The organism is Dietzia psychralcaliphila, from assembly GCF_003096095.1.
Classification (GTDB): domain Bacteria; phylum Actinomycetota; class Actinomycetes; order Mycobacteriales; family Mycobacteriaceae; genus Dietzia; species Dietzia psychralcaliphila.
In genome coordinates this window covers 1240829-1265918 of record NZ_CP015453.1, presented here as the reverse complement: position 1 = coordinate 1265918, position 25090 = coordinate 1240829, and the positions used below count along the sequence as shown (strand labels likewise).

Sequence of the window (25090 nt, the reverse complement as noted above, 5' to 3'; positions counted from 1 at the left end):
GTGGGTCAGACCTCCCTCGCCATCGCCCGGCCCGCCTTCATCCCCGAGAAGATGCAGCCGCCGAGGAAGGTGCCCTCGAGGGAGTTGTACCCGTGGACCCCTCCACCACCGAAGCCGGCGACCTCACCGGCCGCGTACAGGCCGGGGAAGGGTTCGCCGTCGGGGCGCAGACACTGGGAGTCCAGCGTGGTCTCGATCCCGCCCAGGGTCTTGCGGGTCATGAGGTGCACCTTGACCGCGATCAGCGGGCCACCGGAGCCGGCGGCGGAGCCATTGCCCGCGCCGGAGTCCGCGAGGAGCTTGTGCGGCTTGGCGATGCGGGTGAGCTTGTCGGTGAGCACCCGGCGTGAGTTGTGGATGGCCTGCACCTGCGCGTCCTTGGCGAAGGGGTTGTCCATCTGGCCATCCATCGCCAGGACGAACTCGCGCACCTTCTCCAGATCGAGCTCGGGTTCGCCCTCGCGGACCAACTCGTTCATCCCCGTCACCAACTCCTCCAGGGAGTCGGCCACCACCCAGTCCACGCCCTTCTCGGCGAACTCGCCGACCGACGGCGGCAGTCCCTTCTTGGCGCGGGACAGGAACTTCTTGACCACCTTGTCGGTCATCTCCGGATTCTGTTCGGAGCCCGAGAGCACGAACTCCTTCTCCGCGATGGCCGAGTCCAGGATGAACCAGGAGTGGTCGTGCCCGGTCCGGCGGATGGCCTCGACGGACGCGGTGGTGTGGAAGCCCGGGAACAGCGGCACCGGCATCCGCGCGCCGGTGGCGTCCAACCAGAGCGTCGACGGGCCCGGGATGATGCGGATGGCGTGCGATGGCCAGATGGGCGCGAAGTTGGCGACTCCTTCGGTGTAGTGCCACATCCGGTCGCGGTTGATGAGGTTCGCCCCGGCTGTCCCCGAGATCTCGAGCATGCGACCGTCGACGTGTTCAGGGACCCCCAGGATGAGATCCCTGGGCGCTTCGCCGAGCCGGTCCGACGGCCAGTACTGGCGCACGAGGTCCGGGTTGCCGCCGATCCCGCCAGAGGACACGAGCACCGCGCCGCCCCGGAACTCGAACCGGCCCGTCTCCTCGCGGGGGGAGGACACTCCCCGGTCCAGATCGCACGGGACGAGGGTGGCACCTCGCACGCCGACCGCCCGGCCGTCCTCGACCACGATCTCGTCGACGCGGTGACGCACCGCGAAGCGCACCCTCCCCTCGGCTGCCGCTGTGCGCACCGGCTCCTCGAAGACGCGCACGACCTCGGGCCCGGTGCCCCACGTGACGTGGAACCGCGGGACCGAGTTGCCGTGGCCCTCCACGTCCCCACCGCCACGCTCCGCCCAGCCGACGGTGGGGATGATCTTCAGCCCGAGCCCGTTGAGATACGTGCGCTTCTCCCCCGCCGCGAACTCCACGTAGGCCCGCGCCCACCGCCGGGGCCAGTGGTCCTCGGGTCGGTCGAACGCAGCCGAACCGAGCCAGTCCCGCCACGCCAGGTCCAGCGAGTCATGGACGCCGATGCGCCGCTGCTCGGGGGTGTCCACCATGAACAGGCCGCCGAGCGACCAATAGGCCTGACCGCCGAGGTTCTTCTCGTTCTCCTGGTCCACCACCAGGACCTTCTTGCCCGCCCGGCTCGCCTCGTAGGTGGCGACCAGCCCCGCGAGGCCGTGGCCCACCACGATGACGTCGGGCGTGAACCCGGGCTCGGGTGCCGGGAGCGGCCCGGCATTGGCCGCGGTCGAGGTGGACGGCGGGGCGTACGACGGGTAGTCGGGGTGGACGGGCCGGGCCTCCCCGGACGTGCGGGCGGAACGGGACGCGGAATCGGTCATGGGTCCAGTGTGCCGGGTCACTCCAGCAGATGGCGCAGATACAGCTCGGGGGCCGCGAGATACCGGCGGTGGTGGTCCACCATCGCCAGATTCTCCCAGCGGCTGCGGTGCATCCCGTCGTCCGACAGCTCGTACACCACAGCCCCCGGCACGGAGGCCAGGATCGGCGAGTGGGTGGCCATGAGGACCTGCGCACCCCGGCGATCGGCCAGCTCGAGCAGCAGCGCGACCAGACGGAGCTGGGCGTCGAAGGACAGTCCCGCCTCGGGCTCGTCCAACACGAACAGCCCGCCGCCGGAGAACCGGGAGGAGTCCACCAGGTCCCAGAACGCCTCGCCGTGACTGCGCGCGTGGAAGTTCTGCCCCGGCCCGGAGGACTGCAGGTAGGTGAACAGGCCGTGCATGGTCTCGGCCCGCACGAAGTAGCCCCACCGCGGCGCCCCACCCCCGCGCACCAGGCGCAGCGCCTCGTGCAACGGGGACTCCGACGCCCACGTCGCGTTCCGGGCGCCCGTGGACCCGCCCTCGGCGTTCAACCCGAACGCCATGGCCACGGCCTCGACGATCGTGGACTTGCCGGAGCCGTTCTCCCCCACCAGGACGGTGAGGTCGTCCAGCTCGAACCCGTCGCGCACCAGATCGCCCACCGCGGGCACCGAGTACGGCCAGGTATCGGCGGCCCCGGCGAGGCCCGGGTCCACCGCGACACGAACCAGTGGTCGCGGGTCCAGCACTCCATCTCGACTCACGCGGCCACGGTACCGTGGCCGACATGCGGATCCACCAGATGAACTGCGGGACGTTCGCCGGACGCCTCCCCACCCGAGTGCTGCTGGTGGAGGCCCCGGCCGGGCTGGTGCTGGTGGACACCGGCATCGGGCTCCGGGACATCGCCGACCCCGCCGCCCGGCTGGGCCCGTTGCGGCACGCGATGCGCCCGCGCCTGGACCCCTCCGAGACCGCGTACCGGCGCATCGAGGCCATGGGGTTCGACCCCCGCGAGGTGCGCCACATCGTGCTCACCCACATGGACTTCGACCACATCGGCGGGCTCGCCGACTTCCCCGGGGCGGAGGTACACGTGGCCGCCGAGGCACTCACGTGGGCGGTGCGCACCCCGCGCTGGATCGAGCGGCGTCGCTACCGGCGCGCCCAGTGGTCGCACGGACCGGAGTTCACCGAGTACGTGTACGGAACCGACAGGTGGGAGGGCTTCCGGGTGCATCCCCTGGACCACGTGGTCGAGGGGATGGCACTGGTGGATCTGCCCGGCCACACCGTGGGGCATGCCGGGGTCCTGGTCCCGGGGGACCCCGGGGATCCCGACGAGACAGACGTCCTGCACGCCGGGGACGCGTTCTACCTGCGCGGCCAGATCGACCCGTCGGTCGGCCACCCGAGGGCGATCGGGGTCGTGGAACGCGTCCTGTCACTGGTCCCGTCGGCTGTGGAACTGACCCACGCCCGCCTCGCGGCGCTGGCCGAGCGCCGCCGCGGGGACCTCCGGGTGGTGTGCGCCCACGACCCGACGGGCCCGGGAGGCGTCCCGGGATGAGGATCCGGGACACCGCCTGGACGCCCGCCGCCCGCACCGACCCGGACCCGGACCTGCCCGCCCGGGCGGCCGCGTTGGCCGACCTCATCCGGGGCCGGCGTGCCACCGTCCTGACCGGGGCGGGGATCTCCACCCCCTCCGGTATCCCCGACTACCGTGGCCCGGACTCCCCCGCCCGGACCCCGATGACCTTCCAGCAGTTCGTCGGCGACCCCGGGTACCGCCGCCACTACTGGGCCCGCAACCACCTGGGATGGCGCCACATGGAGGCCGCCCGACCCAACGCGGCGCACGCGCTCCTGGCCGACTGGGAACGCCGGGGGCTGATCAGCGGGGTCATCACCCAGAACGTGGACCTGCTTCACCTCAAGGCCGGCAGCCGCAGGCTCGTGGACCTGCACGGCAGCTACGCCGTGGTGACCTGCCTCGACTGCGGACTGCGTCAGAGCCGGTGGGCCCTGCACGAGGACCTGGACCGTCTCAACCCCGGCTTCGCGGAGCGGGTGGCCACACGCGGGGCCATCGAGGTCGCCCCGGACGCCGACGCGGTCCTCGCCGACACCGCGGACTTCCGCATGGTCGACTGTCCCCGCTGCTCGGGCGTGCTCAAGCCCGACATCGTCTACTTCGGGGAGAACGTCCCCGCGCACCGCGTGCACGAGGCCAACGCCCTGGTCGACGAGTCCGACCTCGTCGTCGTCGTGGGTTCCTCCCTCACCGTCCGGTCCGGATACCGGTTCGTGCGACGCGCGGTGACCACCGGTACCCCCGTGGCCGTGGTCAACCGCGGCCACACCCGGGCACACGCCGAGGCCACGCTGACGGTCGACGGCGACTGCGTGGAGGTGCTGACCCTCACCGACCAGGCCCTGTAGGCGACCGGCGGGCGGCGGGGCAGACTGCAGGGATGAGCACCGACCTGACCCCCGACGCCGTACTCCAGCGACTGCTCGACGGAAACCGCCGCTACGTGGAGGGTGCCGGCCTGCACGCCCACCAGGACCCTGCACGGCGCGCCGAACTGACCGGCGAACAGCACCCCTTCGGAATGGTCTTCGGTTGCGCAGACTCGCGCGTGCCCGCCGAGGTGGTCCTCGACCAGGGCCTCGGCGACCTGTTCGTCATCCGCAACGCCGGCCACATCGTGGACCCGTCGGTCCTGGGCTCGATCGAGTTCGGTGTGGACGTGCTCGGGATACCGCTCACCCTGGTGCTCGGTCACACCTCGTGCGGAGCCGTGGGCGCAGCGATCAACGCCGTCGACACCCACACCACCCCGTCGGGATACCTGCGTGACGTGGTGGAGCGGATCGCCCCGGCCGTGTTCGAGGCCCGGCGCGATCCCGCGGCGGGGTACGAGGACGTGGTGATCGAGAACGTCCGGCAGGCGGTCACCGCCATCCGCGAGAAATCCGCCGCAGTGGACCGCGCCATCCGCGAGGGACGCACCGCGATCGTCGGGGCGCTGTACAACCTCGCCGAGGGCACGGTCACCCCGGTCCACACCGAGGGCGGGATCGAGCTCTAGAGCGCCACCAGGTCATCGGCGTGCACGAGTGGACGCCCCTGGCCCGTGGTCCCGGTCCCCGACGCGCGCTCGGCCAGCCGGGCGCGAACCTCGATCGAGTCGTACTGGGCGATCCCCCGGGCGACGGTGTCGCCGGCGGGATCACGCATCTCGATCACGTCACCGAAGTGGAACAGCCCGTCGACGCCGGTCACCCCGGCGAGTAGCAGCGACCGGCGGGATCCGGTGACGGCCCGCACCGCGCCGTCGTCCAGGATCACCGCGCCCCGTGCGTCGGCGGCGTGGCGGACCCAGAACCGGCGCGCGGTCATCCGCTCGGGCCGGGGCGCGAACGCCGTGCCCACCCGAGGCTCACCGGCCAGCGCCTCCGCAGCCCGCTCGGCTGCGGTGAGCAGCACCGGGATGCCCGCGTCGGCGGCCAGGCGCGCCGCGGCGAGCTTGGAGGCCATCCCGCCGGTCCCGAGGGCACCGCCGGCGCCGGCCACCACCCCGTCGAGATCGGCCGCGCCCGACACCATCGTCACCGCGGTGGCGTCGCCCTTGCGGGGATCGGAGTCGTACAGTGCATCCACATCCGAGAGCAGGATCAACGCATCGGCACTGGTGAGGTGGGCCACCAGCGCTGCCAGCCGGTCGTTGTCCCCGAAGCGGATCTCGTTGGTGGCCACCGTGTCGTTCTCGTTGATCACCGGGACCGCGCCGAGGGTGCGGAGGCGATCCAGGGTGCGCTGCGCGTTGGCCGCGCTCTCCCGGCGCCCGATGTCACCCGCGGTCAGCAGGACCTGGCCCACCACGCGGTCGTATCGGGAGAACGAGTCGCCCCATGCCCGCGCCAGTTCGAGCTGCCCCACGCTGGCGGCAGCCTGTTTGGCGGACAGGGTGGCGGGGCGGGTGGTCATCCCAAGTGGGGACATCCCCGCGCCGATCGCCCCGGAGGAGACCACGAAGACGTCCGACCCCGCCGCCATGCGCGCCTGGCAGACATCGGCCAGGGCGTCGAGTTGGGGCCGGCGGATTCCGCCACCGAAGCTGGTGATGGCGGAGGAGCCGATCTTGACCACCACGCGGCGGGCCGTGCCGATCCGGCGCCGCAGCTCCGGTTCGTCCGTCACTCCAGGATCTCCTCGTCGGGGTCGATCAGTCCGCGGCGCACCCGCTTGCGGTACTTGCGCTCGATGGCGCCCACACGCTCGTCGGACTCCAACCGGATGTCGGTGCCGCGGCCCGTGCGCATGAGGTCCACACCGGCGGGGGTCTGCGGCTCCCACTCGAAGGAGACGTCGCCGACGGTGACGGTGCAACCCTGTTGGGCGCCGGCCTTGATGAGCGCGTCCTCGACGCCCAGCCTGGCCAGGCGGTCGGCGAGGAAGCCGACGGCCTCGTCGTTGCCGAAGTCCGTCTGGCGGATCCAGCGCTCGGGCTTGGACCCCGAGACCACGAAGGCACCGGCCTCGTTGGGGTCCTTACGGACCGTGAACTCCGCCACGTCGACGGCCCTGGGCCGCAGGACGATCCGCTCGGGCGCCGCCGGCGGGGTCGCCTTACGGTGGGCCTTGATCAGCTCGTAGAGCCCGTACCGCAGTTCGTCGAGACCCTTGTGCGCCACAGCGGAGATCGCGTACACGGGCCAGCCCTTGGCCTCGAAGTGCGCGGTGACCATCTCGGCCATGTCCGCGGCGTCCGGCACGTCGATCTTGTTGAGCACCACGACCCGCGGCCGGTCCGCCAGGTCCCCCAGCCCGGCGTCGGCGAGCTCGGGCTGATAGGCGGCGAGCTCCGCCTCGAGGGCGTCGACGTCGGAGATGGGGTCACGGTCGGACTCGAGGCTCGCGCAGTCCACCACGTGGGCGAGGACGGCCGTGCGCTCGATGTGGCGCAGGAAGTCCAGGCCCAGTCCCCGACCCTCGCTGGCACCGGGGATGAGCCCGGGCACGTCGGCGATGGTGAACGTGTCGTCGCCCACCGAGACCACGCCGAGATTGGGGACCAGTGTGGTGAACGGGTAGTCGGCGATCTTGGGCTTGGCCGCGGACAGCACCGACACCAGCGAGGACTTGCCCGCCGAGGGGAACCCGACCAGGCCGACGTCGGCCATGGACTTGAGCTCGAGGGTCAGGTCGCGCACCTCGCCGGGCTCACCGAGCAGGGCGAACCCCGGTGCCTTGCGGGCCCTGGAGGCGAGCGCGGCGTTGCCGAGCCCGCCCTTGCCGCCCTCGGCCGCCACGAAGCGGGTCCCGGCGCCGGTCAGGTCCGCCAGCAGTTCACCGTTCTGGTCCAGCACGACGGTCCCGGGCGGGACCGCCAGCACGAGGTCGCCGCCCTGGGCGCCGTTCCGGTTGGCGCCCATCCCGGGCTCTCCCCTGCCGGCGCGCGCATGGGGCCGGAAGTGGAAGTCGAGCAGGGTGTGGACTTGGGGGTCCACCACCAGCACCACGTCCCCGCCGCTCCCGCCGTTGCCCCCGTCGGGGCCGCCGAGCGGCTTGAACTTCTCCCGGTGTACGGACGTGCAGCCGCGGCCACCGTCCCCCGCCGCGAGGTGGAGCACTACGCGGTCGACGAATCTCGACATATGCGGACTCCTCCTGCTGGTGGTGGGACGTGCATGATGTGGCGGAAATGCTCTCGGGGACCGGGCGTGGGGTCATCAGACCCCGCCCGGCCCCCGAGGGCGACTCGCGTCAGTGGTGCCGGGTCAGGCCTCGACGCCGACCGGCACGATGTTGACGGTCTTGCGACCGCGCTTGGTACCGAACTCGACCGCACCGGCGGCCAGCGCGAACAGCGTGTCGTCGCCGCCACGGCCGACGCCCACGCCCGGGTGGAACTTGGTGCCACGCTGGCGGATCAGGATCTCGCCGGCGTTGACTTCCTGGCCGCCGAACCGCTTCACGCCGAGACGCTGCGCGTTGGAGTCACGACCGTTACGGGTGCTGGATGCGCCCTTCTTACTTGCCATGTCCGAACCCCTCCTTCAGGGAAGACGCCCGAGGGCGCTGAGCTGGTGGCCTTGGCGGCCGTGGTGGATTACTTGATACCGGTGATCTTGAGCACCGTCAGCTTCTGACGGTGGCCCTGACGCTTGTGGTACCCGGTCTTGTTCTTGAACTTGTGGATCCGGATCTTCGGACCCTTGGTCTGCTCGACGATCTCGCCGGAGACGGAGACCTTGGCCAGGGCGTCGGCAGCGGAGGTGACGGTCGAACCGTCGACCACGAGGATCGGGGACAGGGACACGGAGGTACCGGCCTCACCCTCGATCTTCTCGACCTTGACATGGTCACCTTCGGCGACCTTGTACTGCTTGCCGCCGGTCTTGACGATCGCGTACATCGAGGGCTTCCCCTTGCTTCTCGGGTGTGTGGTCGCCGCTGGGACGTCCACAACTACTGTGCGGTGTTTTCTCTAGCCGGCCGACTCTCGTCGGCCAGGATCGCCGGTCCCGCGGCCTTGACGGCCCGGCCCGCGACTTCTCGCGCGACGACATAGCGCCGCCACGAGCGACTTGTCAAGGTTACGGCCCGGCGGCACAGCAGGTCAAACCGACCGTGCCACCGGGCCCCGTACCTCTAGTGATCGCCGCCCTCGGGGGCGGTCGTGGACCTGGTCGCGCGTCGCCGGGCCGGTCGCTGACGCGGCTCCGCGACGACGACCGGGGGCGCCTCCGCGAGCGGGGCGGCCTCGACGGGGACCACCGCCACCGGCGCGGACTCCCCCTCCGTCGCCTGCGCGACCGCGGCGCCTGCCTCGCGTCGGGTGGACCGCCTGCGGGGACGTCGTCCGGCCGTCTCCGACCGTGCGTCGGCGTCCGACCCTCCGCCTGCCGCGGCGGAGTCCGGGACCGCCTGCGCGCTCGGCTCGGTGGCCTCGACCGTCTGCACGGCCTCTGCCGCCTCCGCCACGACCGCGGCCTCGTCCTCCGGCGTCTCGGCCGTCTCCGCCACTGCCGCGTCCTCCGCGGCGACGACCGGGTCGATGGCCCCGTCCGCCGGGCGGCGGGTGGCGCGTCGACGGCGGCGACCCGGACGGGAGCCGGCGGCGTCCGCGGACTCTGCCACTCCAGCATCCGATTCCTCGGAATCCGGGGTGCCGGAGATCTCCGCGGAAACGGTGGACGCCGGGGCGTCCGGTTCCGCGGCGGTCGCCGATGCCGTGGTCGCCGGTGCGCTCGGTTCAGCGGTGACGACCTCCGGACGCGCCGCCTTCTCCGCGGCGGCCTGAGCGGCCTCCTGACGGGAGATCGCGAGAGCGGCCGGATGCGCGGCCGGTGCGGGCCCGTCCTTCTTGGGCGTCTGCTTCTGCGCGGATGACGAGGGGGTCGCGGTATCGGGCTGATCCGACTCCGCACCCTTGCCGCCGCGCTTGCGGCCACGTCGGTTACCGGGCTCGTCGGCGTTGTGCGACTCGGTGTGGACCGGGTCGGCGTGCACGATCAGTCCGCGGCCCTGGCAGTGCTCGCACGGCGTGGAGAACGCCTCGACGAGGCCCGTGCCCAACTTCTTCCGGGTGAGCTGGACCAGACCCAGCGAGGTGACCTCGGAGACCTGGTGCCGGGTGCGGTCGCGACCCAGCGCCTCGGTGAGTCGGCGCAGGACCAGGTCGCGGTTGGCCTCGAGGACCATGTCGATGAAGTCGATGATCACCATTCCGCCCACGTCGCGCAGGCGCAGCTGGCGGACGATCTCCTCGGCCGCCTCGAGGTTGTTCTTGGTGACGGTCTCCTCGAGGTTGCCGCCCGAGCCGGTGTACTTGCCGGTGTTGACGTCGATGACCGTCATGGCCTCGGTGCGGTCGATCACCAGCGAGCCGCCGGAGGGCAGCCACACCTTGCGGTCGAGCGCCTTGGCCACCTGCTCGTCCACGCGGTGGGTGGCGAACACGTCGACGTCGGGGTTGTCGTACCGCTCCAGGCGCTCGGTCATCTCCGGTGCGACCTTCGAGACGTAGTCGTGAACGGTGTCCCAGGAGGTGTCGCCCTGGATCACCAGTGAGGAGAAGTCCTCGTTGAACAGGTCCCGCACCACCTTGACCAGCAGGTCGGGCTCCTCGTACAGGGCCACCGGGGTGCCGGCGCCGGCGGAGGTCCGCTTGGCGGAGGCCTCGGCGATCTCGGCCCACTGGGCCGCCAGTCGTTCGACGTCCCGGCCGATCTCCTCCTCGCTGACCCCCTCGGCCGCGGTCCGGATGATCACGCCCGAGCCCTCGGGGACGACGTCCTTGAGGATCGCCTTGAGCCGGCGCCGCTCGGTGTCGGGGAGCTTGCGGGAGATGCCGGTGGAGTTCCCGTCGGGCACGTACACGAGGAATCGGCCGGCCAGCGAGATCTGCGTGGTCAGGCGGGCGCCCTTCTGACCGATGGGATCCTTGGTGACCTGCACCAGGACCATGTCACCGGGCCTGAGCGCCTGTTCGATCCGCCGGGCCTTGCCGCCGAGCCCGGCAGCCTCCCAGTTGACCTCACCGGCGTACAGGACGCCGTTGCGACCGCGGCCGATGTCGACGAACGCGGCCTCCATGCTCGGCAGCACGTTCTGCACACGGCCGAGGTAGACGTTGCCCACCATGGAGCGCGCGGACTCGGTGGTGACGAAGTGCTCCACCAGGACCTTGTCCTCGAGCACGCCGACCTGGGTCATGATCCCCTTGCCGTCGCCGCGCTGCTTCTCCCGGACCACCATCACGCGGTCGACGGACTCGCGGCGTGCGAGGAACTCCGACTCGGAGAGGATGGGCTGACGGCGGCGGCCGGCATCGCGCCCGTCGCGGCGACGCTGGCGCTTGGCCTCGAGCCGGGTCGAGCCGGTGATGCCCTGGACCTCGTCCGCGGACGTACCGGTGCTCGAACCCGCGCCCGCGCTCTGTCCCCCGCGTGCGGGGCGACGGCGCGGCTCGCGCTGCTCCTGGACCTCGGTGTCGGGAGAGTCGTCGCCGGAGGCCTGGGTGTCGTCGTTGCCCGAACCCCCACCACGACGACGACGACGGCGACGCCGACGCGACCCGGACGGTGACCCGTCGGAGTCGTCGGAGTCGTCCTCGGAGGACTCGTCCCCCGACTCGGACCGCCCGTCGGCCGTGTCCGCCGAGCCGGAGTCGTCACGACGGTCAGCGCCGCCGGAGCCGCCGGAACGCTGGTCCCGGCGGTCACCGGAGGTGTCGTCGCGGGCGTCATCGGAGTCGTCCGTCGACGCGTCGTTCTCGTCGTCCTCGCCGTTCTGGTCGTCGAAGTTCTCGCCCCGGCCACGCCCGCGGCCGCGACGGCCACGCCGGCGGCGACGGCTACCACCCTCACCGTTGTCGTTCTGGTCGTCGTTGGTGTCGGTGGACTCCGAGGCGTCGGCGATCTTGGAGGCGTCGGTGGTCTCCGGGGCGTCGGCGGTGCCGGGGATGTCAGCCGTCCCGGGGGTGTCGGAGTCGCCCCGGGTTCCCGTCTCGTCCGTGGTCCCGGCGTTCGGCTGGTCCGGCCGGGTTTGCCCGGTCCGGGTTTGTCCGGTGCGCGACGTCTCGGGTCCACCGGACTTCGTGCGCGCGGGGCGCTCCCGCTCGGCCTTGGCGGCGGCCTCGTCGGGAGAGAGGAACAGCGGGGAGAACGAGGGGGTCGCGGTGGACCGGCGGCGGTTGCCCGGCTCCGCGGTGCCCACCTCACCGGTCACGATCGACATCTCCGGAAGGGGTCGACGGACCGGAGCCTGCGACGTGGACTTCTTTCCGGTCGTGGGTTCCGCGGTGGGACCGTCCGCGGCGGCGGGTGCCGTCTTCTCCGCCGCGGCCTTGCGCGCCTTCCTGGCGGGGGCCTTCTTCGCTGGGGCCTCCTCGGCTGACGACTCGCGGGAGGGCTCCTCCGCCGAGGTCTCGCGGGAGGGCTTCTCGGCTGCAGCCTTCTTCGCCGGAGCCTTCTTCGCCGGAGCCTTCTCGGCCGATGCCTTCTTCGCGGCGGCCTTCTTGGCGGGGGCCTTCTCGGCGGGGGCGTTCTCTGCCGAGGACGTGCGGGAGGGCTTCTCCACCGGTGCGTCGTCCACGGCGGGAGCAGCCTCCGACGCGGGGGCGCCGCCCTCCCCACGGCTGGCGAACCAGGTGAGCAGCACCTCGCGCGTCACGCCGGACTGGGCGCTCCTGACCTCCACGCCGATTCCGGCCATGGCGGCCAGGAACTCCTTGCTGGTCATCCCCACGGCCTTGGCGGCCGCGTGCGCGCGCATCTTCTCCGGAAGCGCATTGAGATCGTCGATGGTCAGGTTCGAATCCGACACGTGTCTCCTCTGGCCGGACTCCGGGCGCGATCACGTCACCGGAAGGACTCCGGTGACCCACGCCGCCGCACGGGGTCGGCATTTCTATCTGGGCCCCACCTCGGGTGGGGCTATGTCTTGTGGTCCGCGACTCCGGTGTGATCCGGCCCGCGGATGGCGGGCGCCCGATCCGGGGCGAACTGGAGGTCCGCTCGCCAAGAATGTGGGCTTCCGACATTCTCCCACATACGCCGACGATCCGTCGCCGCGCGGGCTCGGTGAGAGAGAAACGCGCCCGTCGGTCCGGGGACCGACGGGCGCGTTCAGCGCTATCGCTGCTGATCGACTCGGATCAGAGTCCGGGGAACCACAAGGCGATCTCACGTGCCGCGGACTCCTCGGAATCCGACCCGTGCACCAGGTTGAACTGGGTCTCCAGTCCGAAGTCGCCCCGGATCGAGCCCGGGGCGGCCTTCTCCACCGGGTCGGTTCCGCCGGCCAACTGGCGCCATGCGGCGATCGCGCGCGGCCCCTCGACGACACCGGCCACGACCGGCCCGGAGGTGATGAACTCGAGCAGGTCACCGTAGAACGGACGCTCGGCGTGCTCGGCGTAGTGCTCGGCCGCGGTCTCCCGCGGCACCCGGCGCATGTCCATGGCCACGAGCGTGAGGCCCTTGGCCTCGATACGCGCCAGAATGGTCCCGGTCAGGCCTCGCTGGACGCCGTCGGGCTTGATGAGGAAAAAGGTTCTCTCGGTCACGGCCGCAATGCTACAAGTACCCGGTACCAGTCAGTCGTGCTGACTGGGTAGGTAGCCGCCCGCCATCCGCTTGGACAGGTCCCGCCGTAGATACAGGATGTACGCCCACACCGCCGCGAACATCAGGCCGCAGACGCCCATCGACCAGTGCACGGCCCAGCCCGCCACGGCCAACCCGGCGAGGGTGAGGTTCAGGGGGATCGCCCAGGGGCGTCGCTGCAGACCACTGGCCACGACCATCGCCACGGCGAGCAGGCTGACGAACCACACCTTCCAGGGCTGGAAGTGCTCCCCGTCGTCGACCCGGGCGATCACCGTGAGGACCAACCCGATGACGATGGCCTCGAGGATCAGTGTTCCGGCCATGATCCCCCGCAGGCCCTTCCACGGATCCACCGAGGGTTCGTGCGCGGTGGCCCCGGGATCGACGGAACCGGTGTCGGCTGATCTGGTGTCGGCGGAACCGGTGTCGGCTGATCTGGCTTCGGCTGAGCCGGGGTCGGTCACTGTGCGTCCTTTCCGAACAGGCTGCGGGCAGCCCCGGCGGTCACCACGGATCCCGTGACGAGCACGCCGACGCCGGACACGTCGTCGTCGGCGGTCGGGTCTGGGACACCCACAAGGTCCAGCGCGGCACTGATCGCGTCGGGGAGGGTCTCCACCACGTGGACCCGCTGTGAGGTGAACCGGTCCTCGGCGATGCGCGCGAGGTCGCCCGGCGCCATCGCGCGCGGCGACCCTGTCCTGGTGATGACGACCTCGTCGACCACCGGCTCGATCGCCGCGAGGAAGGCGTCGGCGTCCTTGCCGTCGAGCATGGCCACCACCGCGACGAGCCTCTTGAAGTCGAACTCGGAGGTGACCGCCTCGGCAAGGGCTCGACCGCCGTGGCCGTTGTGCGCTGCGTCCACCAGGACCGTCGGGCTCGAGCTGAGTCGCTCGAGCCGGCCGGGGTTGTCCACGGCGGCGAATCCGGCGCGGATGAGTTCGGGGTCCAGCGACCGTTCGGGACCCGCGCCGAAGAACGCCTCGACGGCGGCCAACGCGGTGGCGGCGTTCTCGGCCTGGTGTTCACCGAACAGCGGCAGGAACACCTCCGGGTACTCGCCCCCGAGTCCACGAAGGGTGAGCTGCTGACCGCCCACCGCGAGGCGGCGCTCGACCACGTCGAACTCCGAGCCGAGCCGGGCCACCACCGCGCCCACCTCGACCGCGCGACGCACCAGTACCTCCATCGCCTCGGGCTCCTGGCGACCGATCACGGCGATCGGGTCCCGCGGCAACAGTTCGTCCTCTGCTCCCGGCTGGATGATCCCCGCCTTCTCCCCCGCGATCGTCGCCAGGTCGTCGCCCAGGTAGTCGGTGTGGTCCAGGCCGATGGGGGTGACGACGGCGACGGCCGGCCGCACCACGTTGGTGGCGTCCCAGGTCCCGCCCATGCCGGTCTCCACCACGGCCACGTCCACGGGGGCGTCGGCGAAGGCCGCGAAGGCCATCGCGGTGATCACCTCGAAGTAGCTCATGCGCGGTCCGCCAGCGGACTCCGAGCGCTGGTCGACCAGTTCCAGGTACGGCTGCAGTTCGCGGTAGGTGTCCACGAACAGACGCGCGGTTACCGGCTCGCCGTCGATGGCGATGCGCTCGGTGACTGTCTGGAGGTGCGGGCTCGTGTTGCGACCGGTGCGCTGGTGCAGCGCCCGGAGGAGCGCGTCGACCATCCGGGTGACCGAGGTCTTGCCGTTGGTCCCCGCCACGTGGACGACCGGGTAGGCGTGCTGCGGGTCCCCGAGGACGGAGGTGAGCTCCGCGATCCGGTCGAGGCTCGGTTCGAGGCGGGTCTCCGGCCACCGGGTGGCCAGTTCCTCCTCGACCACCGCGAGCTCTGCGGTGTCGGCCTGCCACTCGGGGCTGCCGACCTCCGGGATCGGGCGCGGCTCCTGGTGGTCGTCACCGTCCTCGTCCCCGGGCAGTGGCCCCCCGAGGGAGACCCCGGAGACCAGGCCCTCCTCACCGAGCATCTCGGCGACGTCTTCCTCCGTCGGAGTGTCCCAGCCCTCGTTCGGGTCATGTGGCTCGAGCCACCGATGGCCCGCCATCAGGCGTTGCTCCCGGCCGGAAGGCCCTCGAGTCGCGCGGAGATCCTGGCGACCTCGGCCTCGGCGAGATCCCGGCGCGCACGGATCTTGTCCACCACGTGGTCGGGGGCCTTGCCCAGGAACGCCTCGTTGCCCAGCTTGGCCCCGGTGGTCTCCAGTTCCTTCCGAGCGGATGCCAGGTCCTTCTCCAGACGGCGCCGTTCGGCGGCCAGGTCGATGGTCCCCGAGGTGTCGATCTCGACCCCCACCGTGGACAACCCCAGCCGGACCTCCAGCGAGGCCGTGGCGGTGAAGTCGTCCTCGGCCCGGGTGAACCGTGCGAGCGAGGCCACCTGGTCGAGCAGGTCCGCGGGCAGGTCCGCCTGGTCGACCCCGGTGACGCGTGCGGGCACCCGCTGGCCCGGCTTGAGGCCCTGGTCGGAGCGGAAGCGGCGGATCTCGGTGACGAGGGTCTGGGCGTCGGCCACCCGGCGCACGGACTCTGCGGCGCCCTCTGCCGGGACCACGTCGGAGGGCCAGTCGGCGATCACCACGGAGTCGCGTCCGGTCAGGCCCGTCCACAGCACCTCGGTGACGAACGGGATGACGGGGTGCAGCATCCGCAGCACCACGTCGAGGACGTGTCCCAGCACGAGCCGCGTGTGCTCGGCGCGCTCGGAGCTGCGCGCCTCGTCGTCGTTCCCGAACTGGACCTTGGCGAGCTCCAGGTACCAGTCGCACACCTCGTCCCACGCGAAGTGGTAGAGCGTCTCGCAGGCCTTGGAGAACTCGTAGCGGTCCAGTGCGTCGTCGACCGACAGTCGCACCTCCCCGAGCCGGTGGAGGATCCATCGGTCGGCGTCGGTGAGTGCGGACGCCTCGGGGAGCTCGCCCACCTTCGCGCCGTTCATGAGCGCGAAGCGCGTGGCGTTGAAGAGCTTCGTGGCGAAGTTGCGCGAGGCCTGGGCGGCGTCGTCGCCCACGGATAGGTCGCCGCCCGGGTTGGCGCCCCGGGCCAGGGTGAAGCGCAGGGCGTCGGCACCGAAGCGGTCCACCCAGTCCAGCGGGTCGATGCCGTTGCCCTTGGACTTGGACATCTTCTGACCGTGCTCGTCGCGGACGAGCCCGTGGAGGAACACATCCGTGAACGGGACGGGGCCCGGGGTGGCCTTGTCGCCGGTGAGGGTGCGGCCCACGAAGGTGCCGAACATCATCATCCGGGCCACCCAGAAGAACAGGATGTCGTAGCCGGTGACCAGCACGGACGTGGGGTAGAACCGCTCCAGGTCGGCGGTACGGTCGGGCCATCCCATGGTCGAGAACGGCCACAGTCCGGAGGAGAACCACGTGTCGAGCACGTCCGTGTCCTGCGTGTACCCGGCGGGCGGCTGCTCGTCGACGCCCACGCAGACGACCTCGCCGTCGGGCCCGTACCAGATGGGGATGCGGTGGCCCCACCACAGCTGGCGGGAGATGCACCAGTCGTGCATGTCGTCGACCCAGTCGAACCAGCGCGGTTCCTGGCTCTTCGGGTGGATCACCGTGTCACCGTCGCGCACGGCATCGCCGGCCATCCGGGCCAACTCCTCGACCCTGACCCACCACTGCAGGGACAGTCGCGGCTCGATCGGCTCGCCGGAGCGCTCCGAGTGGCCGACGGAGTGCAGGTACGGACGCACCTCCTTGACGATCCGGCCCTGGGCGGCGAGGTCCTCGCGGATCACCCTGCGCGCCTCGAACCGGTCCATCCCGTCGTAGCGGGTCCCCGTGTCGGCGATGCGGCCGGCCGCGTCCATGATCGTGGGCATCTCGAGCCCGTGGCGCTGGCCGATCGCGAAGTCGTTGGGGTCGTGCGCGGGCGTGACCTTGACGGCGCCCGTGCCGAACTCGGGGTCCACGTGGTCGTCCGCCACGACCCGCATGGTCCAGCCCTCGCGGAACGGGTGCTCGATCTCGGTGCCCACCAGGTGGGCGTAGCGCTCGTCCCCGGGATGCACGGCGATCGCCGTGTCGCCCAGCATCGTCTCGAGCCGGGTCGTGGCCACCACCAGGTGCGGCTGCGAGTCGTCCATGGACCCGTAGCGGAAGCTGACCAGCTCGCCCTCGACATCGGCGTACTTGACCTCGATGTCCGAGATCGCGGTCTGCAGGGTCGGCGACCAGTTGACCAGGCGCTCGGCCCGGTAGATCAGCCCCTGGCCGTAGAGCTCGGCGAAGATGGTCTGCACGGCGCGGGACAGGCCCTCGTCGAGCGTGAACCGCTCGCGTGACCAGTCCACACCGTCGCCGAGCCGGCGCATCTGCTCACCGATCGTCCCGCCGGACTCGCGCTTCCACTCCCAGACCTTCTCGATGAAGGCCTCGCGTCCGATCTCGTGCCGGTCGATCCCCTCGGCGACGAGCTTGCGGTCCACCAGAGTCTGGGTGGCGATTCCCGCGTGGTCCATACCCGGCAGCCACAGCACCTCGAACCCCTGCATGCGCTTGCGACGCGTGAGCACGTCCATGAGCGTGTGGTCGAGCGCGTGCCCCATGTGGAGGTTGCCGGTGACGTTGGGCGGCGGCAGGACCACCGAGTACGCCGGCTTGTCGCTGGAGGGGTCTGCCTCGAAGTAGCCGGCGTCGACCCAGCGCTGATACAGCTCGGACTCGACCTCGCCGGGGTTCCAGGAGGCGGGGAGGGAGTCCGCACGGTCGGTCTCGGGGCCGGGAGTCGCTGCAGTCGTCACCCGACCATCGTAGGCCGTCGGGCCCGCGACCCCACATACGCCGCCCGGGCCCCGCCCCCGGGGTCAGTCGGTCAGGCCGAGGGCGTGCACGGCGTCGCGTTCGGAGATCAACTCGGCCACCGAGGCGTCGATGCGGGCGCGCTGGAAGTCATCGATCCCCAGACCCTCCACGACCTCCCACTCGGCACCGCGGCTACGGCAGGGCAGTCCGGTGACCACTCCCGGGACGGTGCCGTACTGCCCCTCGGAGGGAAGCGCCACCGTGGTCCAGCTCTCCCCCGGGGTCCCGTGGACCCAGTCGCGCATCTGATCGACCGCCGCGCCGGCCGCCGACGCCGCGGAGGACGACCCGCGGACGGAGATGATCTCCGCTCCCCGGTTCGCGACCCGGGGGATGAAGGTCTCGGCCAACCAGTCCCGCTCGAGGCCGGTGGTCACGGGCTCACCGGCGCGGGTGAGATAGGAGACGTCCGGGAACTGGGTGGCCGAGTGGTTGCCCCAGACCACCACTCCGTCGAGGTCGGCGACGGGGGCGCCCAGCCGGGTGGCGAGCTGGCTCAGCGCCCGGTTGTGGTCGAGCCGCATGAGGGCGGTGAACCGACCGGCCGGGACGTCGGGGGCGTGCTTGTGCGCGATGTAGGCGTTCGTGTTGGCGGGGTTGCCCACCACCACCACGCGGATGTCGTCCGCGGCGCCGGCGTTGATCGAGCGCCCCTGGTCGCGGAAGATGGCGCCGTTCGCGCTCAACAGGTCGGAGCGCTCCATGCCCTTGCCCCGCGGCATGGCCCCACGAGGAACGCGGCGTTGGTGCCGTCGAACGCCGCGGTCGCGTCGTCGGTGATGTCGATCGAGTCGACCAGGGGAAGGGCGCAGTCCTCGATCTCCATCGCCACGCCCTCGGCGGCGGTGACCGCGGACGGGATGTCGAGCAGCCGCAGGCGGACCGGCGTGTCGGGGCCGTAGACCAGGCCGGACGCCAGGCGGAAGAGCAACGAGTAGGCGATCTTTCCGGCGGCGCCGGTGACGGTGACGGTGACCGGGGTGGAGGTGCTCATGCGTGGGGACCTTCCTCAGGCGACGACGGGGTCGGTCCCCACAGTAGTGAGAAACCGACCCCCGGTTGATCGCCTGAACCGTCGTACACCCGTTGTTCGCCCCGGGGCCAGTCGGCGGTGTGCGGTCCCGCTAGGTGTGGACCTCGGCGCCCGTCTTGGCGCGGATCTCCTCGATCGTGACGTCCGGGGCCGGTTCGACGAGCCGGAACCCCTCGGCGGTGATGTCGAGGACACACAGGTCGGTGACGACGCGCTGAACGCACCGGCGGCCGGTGTACGGCAGGGAGTTCTCGGCCATGAGCTTGATGTCCCCCTTGCGCGTGACGTGGTCCATCATCACGATCACCCGGCCGGCGCCGTGGACCAGGTCCATGGCACCGCCCATGCCCTTGACCATCGCTCCCGGGATCATCCAGTTGGACAGGTCCCCGGCCTGTGAGACCTGCATGGCGCCCAGCACCGCCACGTCGACCGTTCCGCCCCGGATCATGGCGAAGGACTCCGACGACGAGAAGTACGCCGCCCCGGCGGCTGCCGTGATGGTCTCCTTGCCGGCGTTGATCATCTCCGGGTCGAGCTGCTCGGGCGTCGGGTACGGGCCCACGCCGAGGATGCCGTTCTCCGAGTGCAGGGTCACCTCGACACCGCCGGGGACGACGTCGGGGATGAGGGTCGGCATCCCGATCCCCAGGTTGACGTACTGGCCGTCGACGAAGTCCGCGGCGATCCGGGCCGCCATCTGCTCGTGGGTCCAGCTCATGACCGGTCCTCCCCGTTCCTGCCGCTACTCAGCTTCTCGATCTCGACTCCGGTCTCCTGACGTCCCACCTCGACGAGGCGCTGGACGAAGATTCCGGGGAGGTGGACGTCGGCCGGGTCGATCCGTCCCGCCGGGACGATCTCCTCGGCCTGGACGATGGTGATGCGGCCGGCCATCGCGACGTCCGGGTTGAAGTTCCGTGCGGTGCCGCGGAACTGGAGGTTGCCCGCGGTGTCCGCACGGTGGGCGTGGACGAGGGCGAAATCGGTGACGATCGCGCGCTCGAGGACGTACTGCACTCCGTCGAACTCGCGCACCTCCTTGGGGTCGGACGCCACGGCCACTCCCCCGTCGCCGTCGTAGCGCAGTGGGAGTCCACCCTCGGCGACCATCGTCCCGACGCCGGCGGGTGTGTAGAAGGCGGGGATGCCCGCTCCGCCGGAGCGCATCCGCTCGGCGAGCGTGCCCTGCGGCGTCAACTCCACCTCCAGCTCGCCGCTCAGGTACTGCCTGGCGAACTCCTTGTTGGCCCCCACGTAGGAGGCCGTGGTGCGGGTGATGCGTCGGGCCTCGAGGAGCGTGCCGAGACCGAAGCCGTCCGTACCGCAGTTGTTGCTCACGGTGCTCAGGTCGGTGGCCCCCTGGTCGAGGAGTGCATCGATCAGGACGGCGGGGATGCCGACCAGACCGAACCCCCCGACGGCGAGCGAGGCGCCGTCCGGAATGTCCGCGACCGCTGCGGCGGCCGACGAGAAGATCTTGTTGGTCATGTCACACACCGTAGACTCTGTTCGCTTCTTGCACAACTGTTCGTTATGCGTACACTTGCGGCGTATCGTGGTGCACGTCACCCGGGCCCGACCGGACCCGGCCGCCTCCCCCAGGAAAGGAACCGCCCCATGCCCGCCACCCTGTCTCACCAGGTCAGCGGCCCGCAGTTAGCGGATGCCCCTGCCGTCGTACTCCTCGGATCACTCGGATCGAACCGGTCGATGTGGGACGCCCAGGTGCGCGAACTGGCCCGGGACCACACGGTCATCGCCGTCGACCACCGTGGACACGGGGGCTCCGACGTGGTTCCGGGGCCGTGCACGATCGCCGATCTCTGCGGCGACGTCCTCGCCCTGCTCGACGCCCTCGGCGTGGACCGCTTCCACGTGGTCGGGCTCTCCCTGGGAGGTGCGGTGGCCCAGTGGCTCGCGGTCCACGAGCCCACCCGGGTCCGGTCCACGGCCCTGCTGTGCACGGCCGCGAAGTTCGGCGAACCCTCGGGATGGGTCGACCGCGCGACCGCGGTCCGCGAGGGCGGCACCGGGGCCGTCGCCGACGCGGTGGTGGCGCGGTGGATCACCCCCGGTCGCGCCGAGGAGGATCCCGCCCTGGTGGCAGGTCTCCGCGAGATGATCCTGGCGACCAGCGACGAGGGGTATGCCGCGGCCTGCGACGCCCTGTCCGGGTGGGACGGACGCGCCGACCTCGGCCGGATCACCTGTCCCACCCTCGTGGTGGCCGGAGACGAGGACCCCTCCACGCCGCCCGACGTGCTCCGCGAGCTCGCGGACGGTATCCCGGGGGCCGAGTTCGTGACCCTGTCGCCCGCAGCCCACGTTCCCACCGTGGAGATGCCCGAGCGCGTCTCCGAGGTCCTGCGCGCGCACCTGACCTCGGCCGGGCCCGCGTGAGCGCGGAGGACCGCGAGCACGCCGACGACGAGACCCGGTCTGGGCTCGGGCTCAGCTCCGGGTCCGGTTTCGGGTCCGAGTCAGGGGCAGGGTCCACACCCGAACGACCGGCGTCCCCGGACTTCGTCCAGTCCCTCGCGCGCGGCCTCGCCGTCATCACCGCGTTCGACGCCGACCACCCCCGACAGACCCTCAGTGAGGTCGCCCGGACCACCGGGCTCACCCGCGCGACCGCGCGTCGGTTCCTCCACACACTGGTCGAGCTCGGCTACGTGGACACCGCCGGGTCGGCGTTCTGGCTCACCCCCCGCGTGCTCGACCTCGGCTACAGCTACCTCTCGGCCATGCCACTGACCGATCTGGCCCAACCGCACCTCGAACGGCTCAGCGCCCAGCTCGACGAGTCGTCGTCGATCGCCGTCCTCGACGGTCACGACATCGTCTATGTGGGCCGTGTCCAGGTGCGTCGGATCATGAACATCGGGATCACCATCGGAACCCGCTTCCCGGCCTTCGCCACCTCGATGGGCAGGGTCCTGCTCGCAGCCCTGCCCCCGGAGGAGCTGGATGCCCACCTGGCGGCGACCGACCTACGCGTACTCACACCGCACGGGATCGGAGAGCCGGCCGGGCTGCGCGCCGAACTGGCGGCGGTCGCCGACCGCGGGTGGGCGCTGGTGGACCAGGAACTCGAACCGGGGCTGAGGTCCCTGGCCGCCCCGGTCCGCGACCGCCACGGGCGGGTCGTGGCCGCGCTTAACGTCTCCACACACGCCGCCCGGTATTCGATCGACCAGCTCCGGGACGAGCTCGTCCCGGTCGTGGTGGACGCGGCCCGGGCCCTGTCCGCGGACCTGGCGACCGTCAACCGTTGACCAGTTCCGACCGAGACCCCTCCCCTCACCACGCTCCCCACCCCAGCCACCACCAGGAGAACCCATGCGCGACGTCGTCATCTGCCAGCCCCTGCGTACCCCGGTCGGCCGCTTCGGCGGCGTGTTCCGCGATCTGGACGCGAACACCCTGGCGACCTCCCTGCTCACCGCGCTCGTCGAGCGCACCGGCCTGACCGGGGCGGACGTCGACGACGTGATCCTGGGCCAGGGCTCGCCCGGTGGCGAGGGTCCCGCCATCGGCCGGATCGCCGCCCTCGACTCCCCGCTCGGCATCGACGTGCCCGGGATGCAACTGGACAGGCGCTGTGGCTCCGGACTCCAGGCGGTGATCACCGGCGCGCTGCAGGTGGCCTCCGGCGGAGTGGACCTCGTGGTGGCCGGAGGCGTCGAATCGATGAGCCAGGTGGAGTTCTACGCCACGCCCTCTCCCCGCTGGGGCATCAAGGGCGACGGCGTCTCGCTGATCGACCGCCTCGGCCGCGCCCGCACCACGGTCGGTGGCCGCTCCCACGTGATCGACGGCGGGATGATCGAGACCGCCGAGAACCTCCGCCGCGAGTACGGCATCACCCGCGAGGAGCAGGACCGACTGGCCGTGCAGTCCCACCAGCGTGCGGTGGCCGCCCAGGAGTCCGGTGTGTTCGCCGAGGAGATCGTCCCCGTCGCCGTCCCGCAGCGCAGGGGCGGGGACCTCGTCGTCGACACCGACGAGCATCCCCGCGCCGACACCACGGTCGAGACACTCTCGGGCCTCCGGGCGATCATGGCCCGGACCGATCCCGAGGCCACCGTCACCGCCGGCAACGCCTCGGGCCAGAACGACGGCGCCGCGATGTGTGTGGTCACCACGGCGGACAAGGCCGCCTCGCTCGGGCTGACCCCGCTCGTGCGCGTGGCGTCCTGGGCCGTGGCCGGTGTCGCCCCGGAGACGATGGGGATCGGCCCGGTCCCCGCCACCGCCAAGGCGCTCGACCGGCTCGGGATGACGCTGGCGGACATCGACGTGATCGAGCTCAACGAGGCCTTCGCCGCCCAGGCGCTGGCCGTCATGCGGGAGTGGGACATCGACCCCGCCTCGCACCGCCTCAACCCCCACGGCTCCGGAATCTCGCTGGGCCACCCCGTCGGCGCGACCGGCGCCCGGATGCTCGCCACCCTCTCGCACGAGATGGTGCGGCGCGACGCGCAGTGGGGTCTGGAGACGATGTGCATCGGCGGCGGCCAGGGCCTGGCCGCCGTCTTCGAGCGCGTCTGACGGGCTCCCCGGCATCGGCAAGAGCGTTCCGCACACATTGCTCGAGTGGAAGTGTGCGGAACGCTCTTGACGTTGATCGTAACGGTGAGGGGCCGGACGCTCATCGGTCCGAGCCCGGTCGGACGGAGCGTCAGTCGTCGACTCGCGAGGGGTGCCGCGTCAGCGCCATGACCTCGATGTCCATGTACGGGAACAGCGGCAGGCCCGAGAGCAGTTCGTGCAGCTCGTCGCCGGATTCGACGTCGAAGATGCTGATGTTGGAATACTGGCCGACGATGCGCCAGAGCTCCCGCCACGTGCCTGAACGCTGCAGCTCCTGACTGTAGGCCTTCTCGCGGGCGACGGTGTCCTCGCGCACCTGCGGATCGAGGTCACGGGGGATATTGACGTCCATGCGGACGTGGAACAGTGCCATCTCGGTAGTCTCCTCTACTTCTCAACGGTCAGTGGTTGGTAGGTCAGTGGTCAGCAGGTCAGCGGTCAGCAGGGCAGTGGGACAGCGGTCAGCGGTCAGCGGCGGGTGAACTTCTCCACCGCGTCGTGGTCGATCTCCACGCCCAGGCCCGGCCCTTCCGGGAGGTGAACCCGACCGGCCTCGTACCTGATCGGCGTGGTCACGTATGTCTCGGCCAACAGCAGCGGACCGAACAGCTCGGAGCCGTAGTTGAAGCCCGGCTCGGCGCACGCCAGGTGCAGTGACGCCATGGTTCCGATGGGCCCCTCCAGCGAGGTCGCGGCATGACAGGCGATGCCTGCCGAGCGCGAGATGGCCACCACCTCCTTGCTCCGGGTCAGGCCACCCAGCTTGGTGGTCTTGACGGCGATGACCCCCGCGGCGTCGCGGCGCACGACCTCGAGGGCGTCATGCGGGGACTGCACTGATTCGTCGGCCATGATCTGGACGGGCAGCGTGCGATTGAGCTCGGCGAGCACCTCGATCTGCTCCGTCGGGGTCGGCTGCTCGATCAGCTCGATCCCGGACGCGACCAGCGCGGGGAGGTGGACGTTGGCGGCGAACCGGTCCCACCGGGCGTTGATGTCCACCCGCAGGCCGGCGCGGCCGCCCAGGCGCTCGGCGAGCGCGGAGATGCGCGCGACGTCCTCGGCCGGTTCCAGTGCCCCCATCTTGAGCTTGAAGGTGCGGTGGCGGTCCGCGGCGAGGAGTTCGTCGATCTCCTCGACCATCGCTTCGAGAGGCATGGCGCCCAGGGCCCACGTGCACTCGATGGAGTCGCGGACGGCGCCGCCGAGAAGGGACCGCACCGGCACCTCCAGAGTGCGCGCCCATGCGTCGAACATGGCGATCTCGAGTGCGGCCTTGGCGAAGCGACCGCGGGCCACCACTCCCTCCATCGCCTCGAGGACCGCCGGGACCTCGTCCACGCGCCGGCCCACGGCCACGGGGGCGAGGTACTTCTCCACCAGCACCTGCATGGTCTCGGCCGACTCCCCGCCCCACCAGGGGCCGCCCGGGGTCACGCCCTCGCCGTAGCCGACGACCCCGTCGGCCGTGGTCACCGACACCAGGAGGATGGACTGCTCGGTCGCGGTGGTGGTGGCGAACTTGTGGGGGCGGATGAGGGGGACGTCGAGGATGCGGGTCTCGACGGATCGGATGGTCATGTCGGTCATGTTCGGTCCTCGACTTGCTGTGAGCTGGGTGGGATCACCGGCGCCCCGGCCGCTCGTTGCGGCCGGGGCTGGGGCTGGGGCTGGGGCTGGGGCTGGGGCTGGGGCTGGGGA

General features: G+C 71.2%; 21 protein-coding genes and 1 pseudogene. 6 read left to right on the top strand and 16 right to left on the bottom strand.

Annotation, left to right across the window (positions count from 1 at the left end):
• Positions 1-5: 5 nt before the first annotated feature.
• Both A6048_RS05690 and A6048_RS05685 read right to left on the bottom strand, forming a co-directional pair.
• A complete protein-coding gene (locus A6048_RS05690) occupies positions 6-1826 on the bottom strand; it encodes an FAD-binding dehydrogenase (protein WP_235027413.1) in 1821 nt (606 codons plus the stop codon).
• A gap of 17 nt (positions 1827-1843) precedes the next feature.
• Complete coding sequence (locus tag A6048_RS05685) at positions 1844-2575, bottom strand: AAA family ATPase (protein ID WP_235027414.1); 732 nt, start codon at positions 2573-2575, stop codon at positions 1844-1846.
• Between the two features lie 23 nt (positions 2576-2598).
• Between A6048_RS05685 and A6048_RS05680 the strand changes: the two genes are divergently transcribed.
• From A6048_RS05680 to A6048_RS05670, 3 genes are read left to right on the top strand one after another with little or no spacing between them, the layout of a single operon-like run.
• Positions 2599-3381, top strand: a complete 783-nt coding sequence (locus tag A6048_RS05680; protein WP_107748441.1) for an MBL fold metallo-hydrolase — start codon at positions 2599-2601, stop codon at positions 3379-3381.
• Positions 3378-4256 carry a Sir2 family NAD-dependent protein deacetylase gene (locus A6048_RS05675; protein WP_107748174.1) on the top strand — a complete coding sequence of 293 codons (879 nt, stop codon included), beginning with the start codon at positions 3378-3380 and terminating at the stop codon, positions 4254-4256. The genes A6048_RS05680 and A6048_RS05675 overlap by 4 nt, the downstream gene beginning before the upstream one ends.
• 32 nt (positions 4257-4288) lie before the next feature.
• Complete coding sequence (locus A6048_RS05670; protein ID WP_107748173.1) at positions 4289-4909, top strand: carbonic anhydrase; 621 nt, start codon at positions 4289-4291, stop codon at positions 4907-4909.
• Here A6048_RS05670 and proB read toward each other — a convergent pair.
• From proB to A6048_RS05610, 12 genes and pseudogenes are all read right to left on the bottom strand, one after another.
• Positions 4906-6021 (bottom strand): glutamate 5-kinase, encoded by a 1116-nt coding sequence (proB, locus tag A6048_RS05665; protein ID WP_107748172.1) that lies wholly within the window; start codon positions 6019-6021, stop codon positions 4906-4908. The two genes, A6048_RS05670 and proB, sit on opposite strands and share 4 nt — an antisense overlap.
• Positions 6018-7478 (bottom strand): GTPase ObgE, encoded by a 1461-nt coding sequence (gene obgE / locus A6048_RS05660; RefSeq protein WP_107748171.1) that lies wholly within the window; start codon positions 7476-7478, stop codon positions 6018-6020. Before obgE ends, proB begins: the two co-directional genes overlap by 4 nt.
• Positions 7479-7601: 123 nt before the next feature.
• On the bottom strand, positions 7602-7865 hold the full coding sequence (gene rpmA / locus A6048_RS05655) for a 50S ribosomal protein L27 (RefSeq protein ID WP_107748170.1): 264 nt from the start codon (positions 7863-7865) through the stop codon (positions 7602-7604).
• Between the two features lie 68 nt (positions 7866-7933).
• Positions 7934-8239 carry a 50S ribosomal protein L21 gene (rplU, locus tag A6048_RS05650; protein WP_017835684.1) on the bottom strand — a complete coding sequence of 102 codons (306 nt, stop codon included), beginning with the start codon at positions 8237-8239 and terminating at the stop codon, positions 7934-7936.
• A 236-nt stretch (positions 8240-8475) separates the two neighbouring features.
• Positions 8476-12153 (bottom strand): ribonuclease E/G, encoded by a 3678-nt coding sequence (locus tag A6048_RS05645; RefSeq protein ID WP_107748169.1) that lies wholly within the window; start codon positions 12151-12153, stop codon positions 8476-8478.
• A 331-nt stretch (positions 12154-12484) separates the two neighbouring features.
• Positions 12485-12895 carry a nucleoside-diphosphate kinase gene (gene ndk, locus A6048_RS05640; protein WP_107748168.1) on the bottom strand — a complete coding sequence of 137 codons (411 nt, stop codon included), beginning with the start codon at positions 12893-12895 and terminating at the stop codon, positions 12485-12487.
• A gap of 30 nt (positions 12896-12925) precedes the next feature.
• Complete coding sequence (locus A6048_RS05635; RefSeq protein ID WP_412523694.1) at positions 12926-13402, bottom strand: DUF4233 domain-containing protein; 477 nt, start codon at positions 13400-13402, stop codon at positions 12926-12928.
• Complete coding sequence (gene folC, locus A6048_RS05630) at positions 13399-14991, bottom strand: bifunctional tetrahydrofolate synthase/dihydrofolate synthase (RefSeq protein ID WP_200837421.1); 1593 nt, start codon at positions 14989-14991, stop codon at positions 13399-13401. Before folC ends, A6048_RS05635 begins: the two co-directional genes overlap by 4 nt.
• Entirely contained in the window at positions 14991-17699 is a 2709-nt protein-coding gene (locus A6048_RS05625) for a valine--tRNA ligase (RefSeq protein ID WP_107748167.1), read from the bottom strand. The genes folC and A6048_RS05625 overlap by 1 nt, the downstream gene beginning before the upstream one ends.
• A 63-nt stretch (positions 17700-17762) precedes the next feature.
• Positions 17763-18754, bottom strand: a pseudogene (locus tag A6048_RS05620) (malate dehydrogenase).
• 130 nt (positions 18755-18884) lie between these two features.
• Positions 18885-19514: a 3-oxoacid CoA-transferase subunit B gene (locus A6048_RS05615; RefSeq protein WP_107748165.1), complete on the bottom strand. Its 630-nt coding sequence runs from the start codon at positions 19512-19514 to the stop codon at positions 18885-18887.
• Entirely contained in the window at positions 19511-20284 is a 774-nt protein-coding gene (locus tag A6048_RS05610) for a CoA transferase subunit A (RefSeq protein WP_107748164.1), read from the bottom strand. The genes A6048_RS05615 and A6048_RS05610 overlap by 4 nt, the downstream gene beginning before the upstream one ends.
• 129 nt (positions 20285-20413) lie before the next feature.
• On the opposite strand from A6048_RS05610, the gene pcaD reads away from it, so the two are divergent.
• From pcaD to A6048_RS05595, 3 genes are all read left to right on the top strand, one after another.
• Positions 20414-21196 carry a 3-oxoadipate enol-lactonase gene (gene pcaD / locus A6048_RS05605; protein ID WP_107748163.1) on the top strand — a complete coding sequence of 261 codons (783 nt, stop codon included), beginning with the start codon at positions 20414-20416 and terminating at the stop codon, positions 21194-21196.
• Complete coding sequence (locus tag A6048_RS05600) at positions 21193-22071, top strand: IclR family transcriptional regulator (protein WP_107748162.1); 879 nt, start codon at positions 21193-21195, stop codon at positions 22069-22071. Before pcaD ends, A6048_RS05600 begins: the two co-directional genes overlap by 4 nt.
• A 64-nt stretch (positions 22072-22135) precedes the next feature.
• The gene (locus A6048_RS05595) at positions 22136-23347 is read left to right on the top strand and encodes an acetyl-CoA C-acetyltransferase (protein WP_107748161.1); all 1212 of its coding nucleotides are present in this window, start codon (positions 22136-22138) and stop codon (positions 23345-23347) included.
• Between the two features lie 130 nt (positions 23348-23477).
• On the opposite strand, the gene catC is transcribed toward A6048_RS05595, so the two are convergent.
• On the bottom strand, positions 23478-23762 hold the full coding sequence (catC, locus tag A6048_RS05590; RefSeq protein ID WP_107748160.1) for a muconolactone Delta-isomerase: 285 nt from the start codon (positions 23760-23762) through the stop codon (positions 23478-23480).
• Between the two features lie 95 nt (positions 23763-23857).
• Positions 23858-24979 carry a muconate/chloromuconate family cycloisomerase gene (locus A6048_RS05585; protein ID WP_107748159.1) on the bottom strand — a complete coding sequence of 374 codons (1122 nt, stop codon included), beginning with the start codon at positions 24977-24979 and terminating at the stop codon, positions 23858-23860.
• Positions 24980-25090: the final 111 nt, after the last annotated feature.

What these genes read in the sequence shown, in the direction of transcription:
- obgE (WP_107748171.1), bottom strand. Translation starts at nt 7,478, where the DNA reads ATGTCGAGATTCGTCGACCGCGTAGTGCTCCACCTCGCGGCGGGGGAC.
- catC (WP_107748160.1), bottom strand. Translation starts at nt 23,762, where the DNA reads ATGGCACTGTTCCACGTCCGCATGGACGTCAATATCCCCCGTGACCTC.
- A6048_RS05585 (WP_107748159.1), bottom strand. Translation starts at nt 24,979, where the DNA reads ATGACCGACATGACCATCCGATCCGTCGAGACCCGCATCCTCGACGTC.
- rpmA (WP_107748170.1), bottom strand. Translation starts at nt 7,865, where the DNA reads ATGGCAAGTAAGAAGGGCGCATCCAGCACCCGTAACGGTCGTGACTCC.
- A6048_RS05615 (WP_107748165.1), bottom strand. Translation starts at nt 19,514, where the DNA reads ATGAGCTGGACCCACGAGCAGATGGCGGCCCGGATCGCCGCGGACTTC.
- A6048_RS05675 (WP_107748174.1), top strand. Translation starts at nt 3,378, where the DNA reads ATGAGGATCCGGGACACCGCCTGGACGCCCGCCGCCCGCACCGACCCG.
- A6048_RS05690 (WP_235027413.1), bottom strand. Translation starts at nt 1,826, where the DNA reads ATGACCGATTCCGCGTCCCGTTCCGCCCGCACGTCCGGGGAGGCCCGG.
- A6048_RS05680 (WP_107748441.1), top strand. Translation starts at nt 2,599, where the DNA reads ATGCGGATCCACCAGATGAACTGCGGGACGTTCGCCGGACGCCTCCCC.
- A6048_RS05595 (WP_107748161.1), top strand. Translation starts at nt 22,136, where the DNA reads ATGCGCGACGTCGTCATCTGCCAGCCCCTGCGTACCCCGGTCGGCCGC.
- folC (WP_200837421.1), bottom strand. Translation starts at nt 14,991, where the DNA reads ATGGCGGGCCATCGGTGGCTCGAGCCACATGACCCGAACGAGGGCTGG.
- A6048_RS05670 (WP_107748173.1), top strand. Translation starts at nt 4,289, where the DNA reads ATGAGCACCGACCTGACCCCCGACGCCGTACTCCAGCGACTGCTCGAC.
- pcaD (WP_107748163.1), top strand. Translation starts at nt 20,414, where the DNA reads ATGCCCGCCACCCTGTCTCACCAGGTCAGCGGCCCGCAGTTAGCGGAT.
- rplU (WP_017835684.1), bottom strand. Translation starts at nt 8,239, where the DNA reads ATGTACGCGATCGTCAAGACCGGCGGCAAGCAGTACAAGGTCGCCGAA.
- A6048_RS05610 (WP_107748164.1), bottom strand. Translation starts at nt 20,284, where the DNA reads ATGACCAACAAGATCTTCTCGTCGGCCGCCGCAGCGGTCGCGGACATT.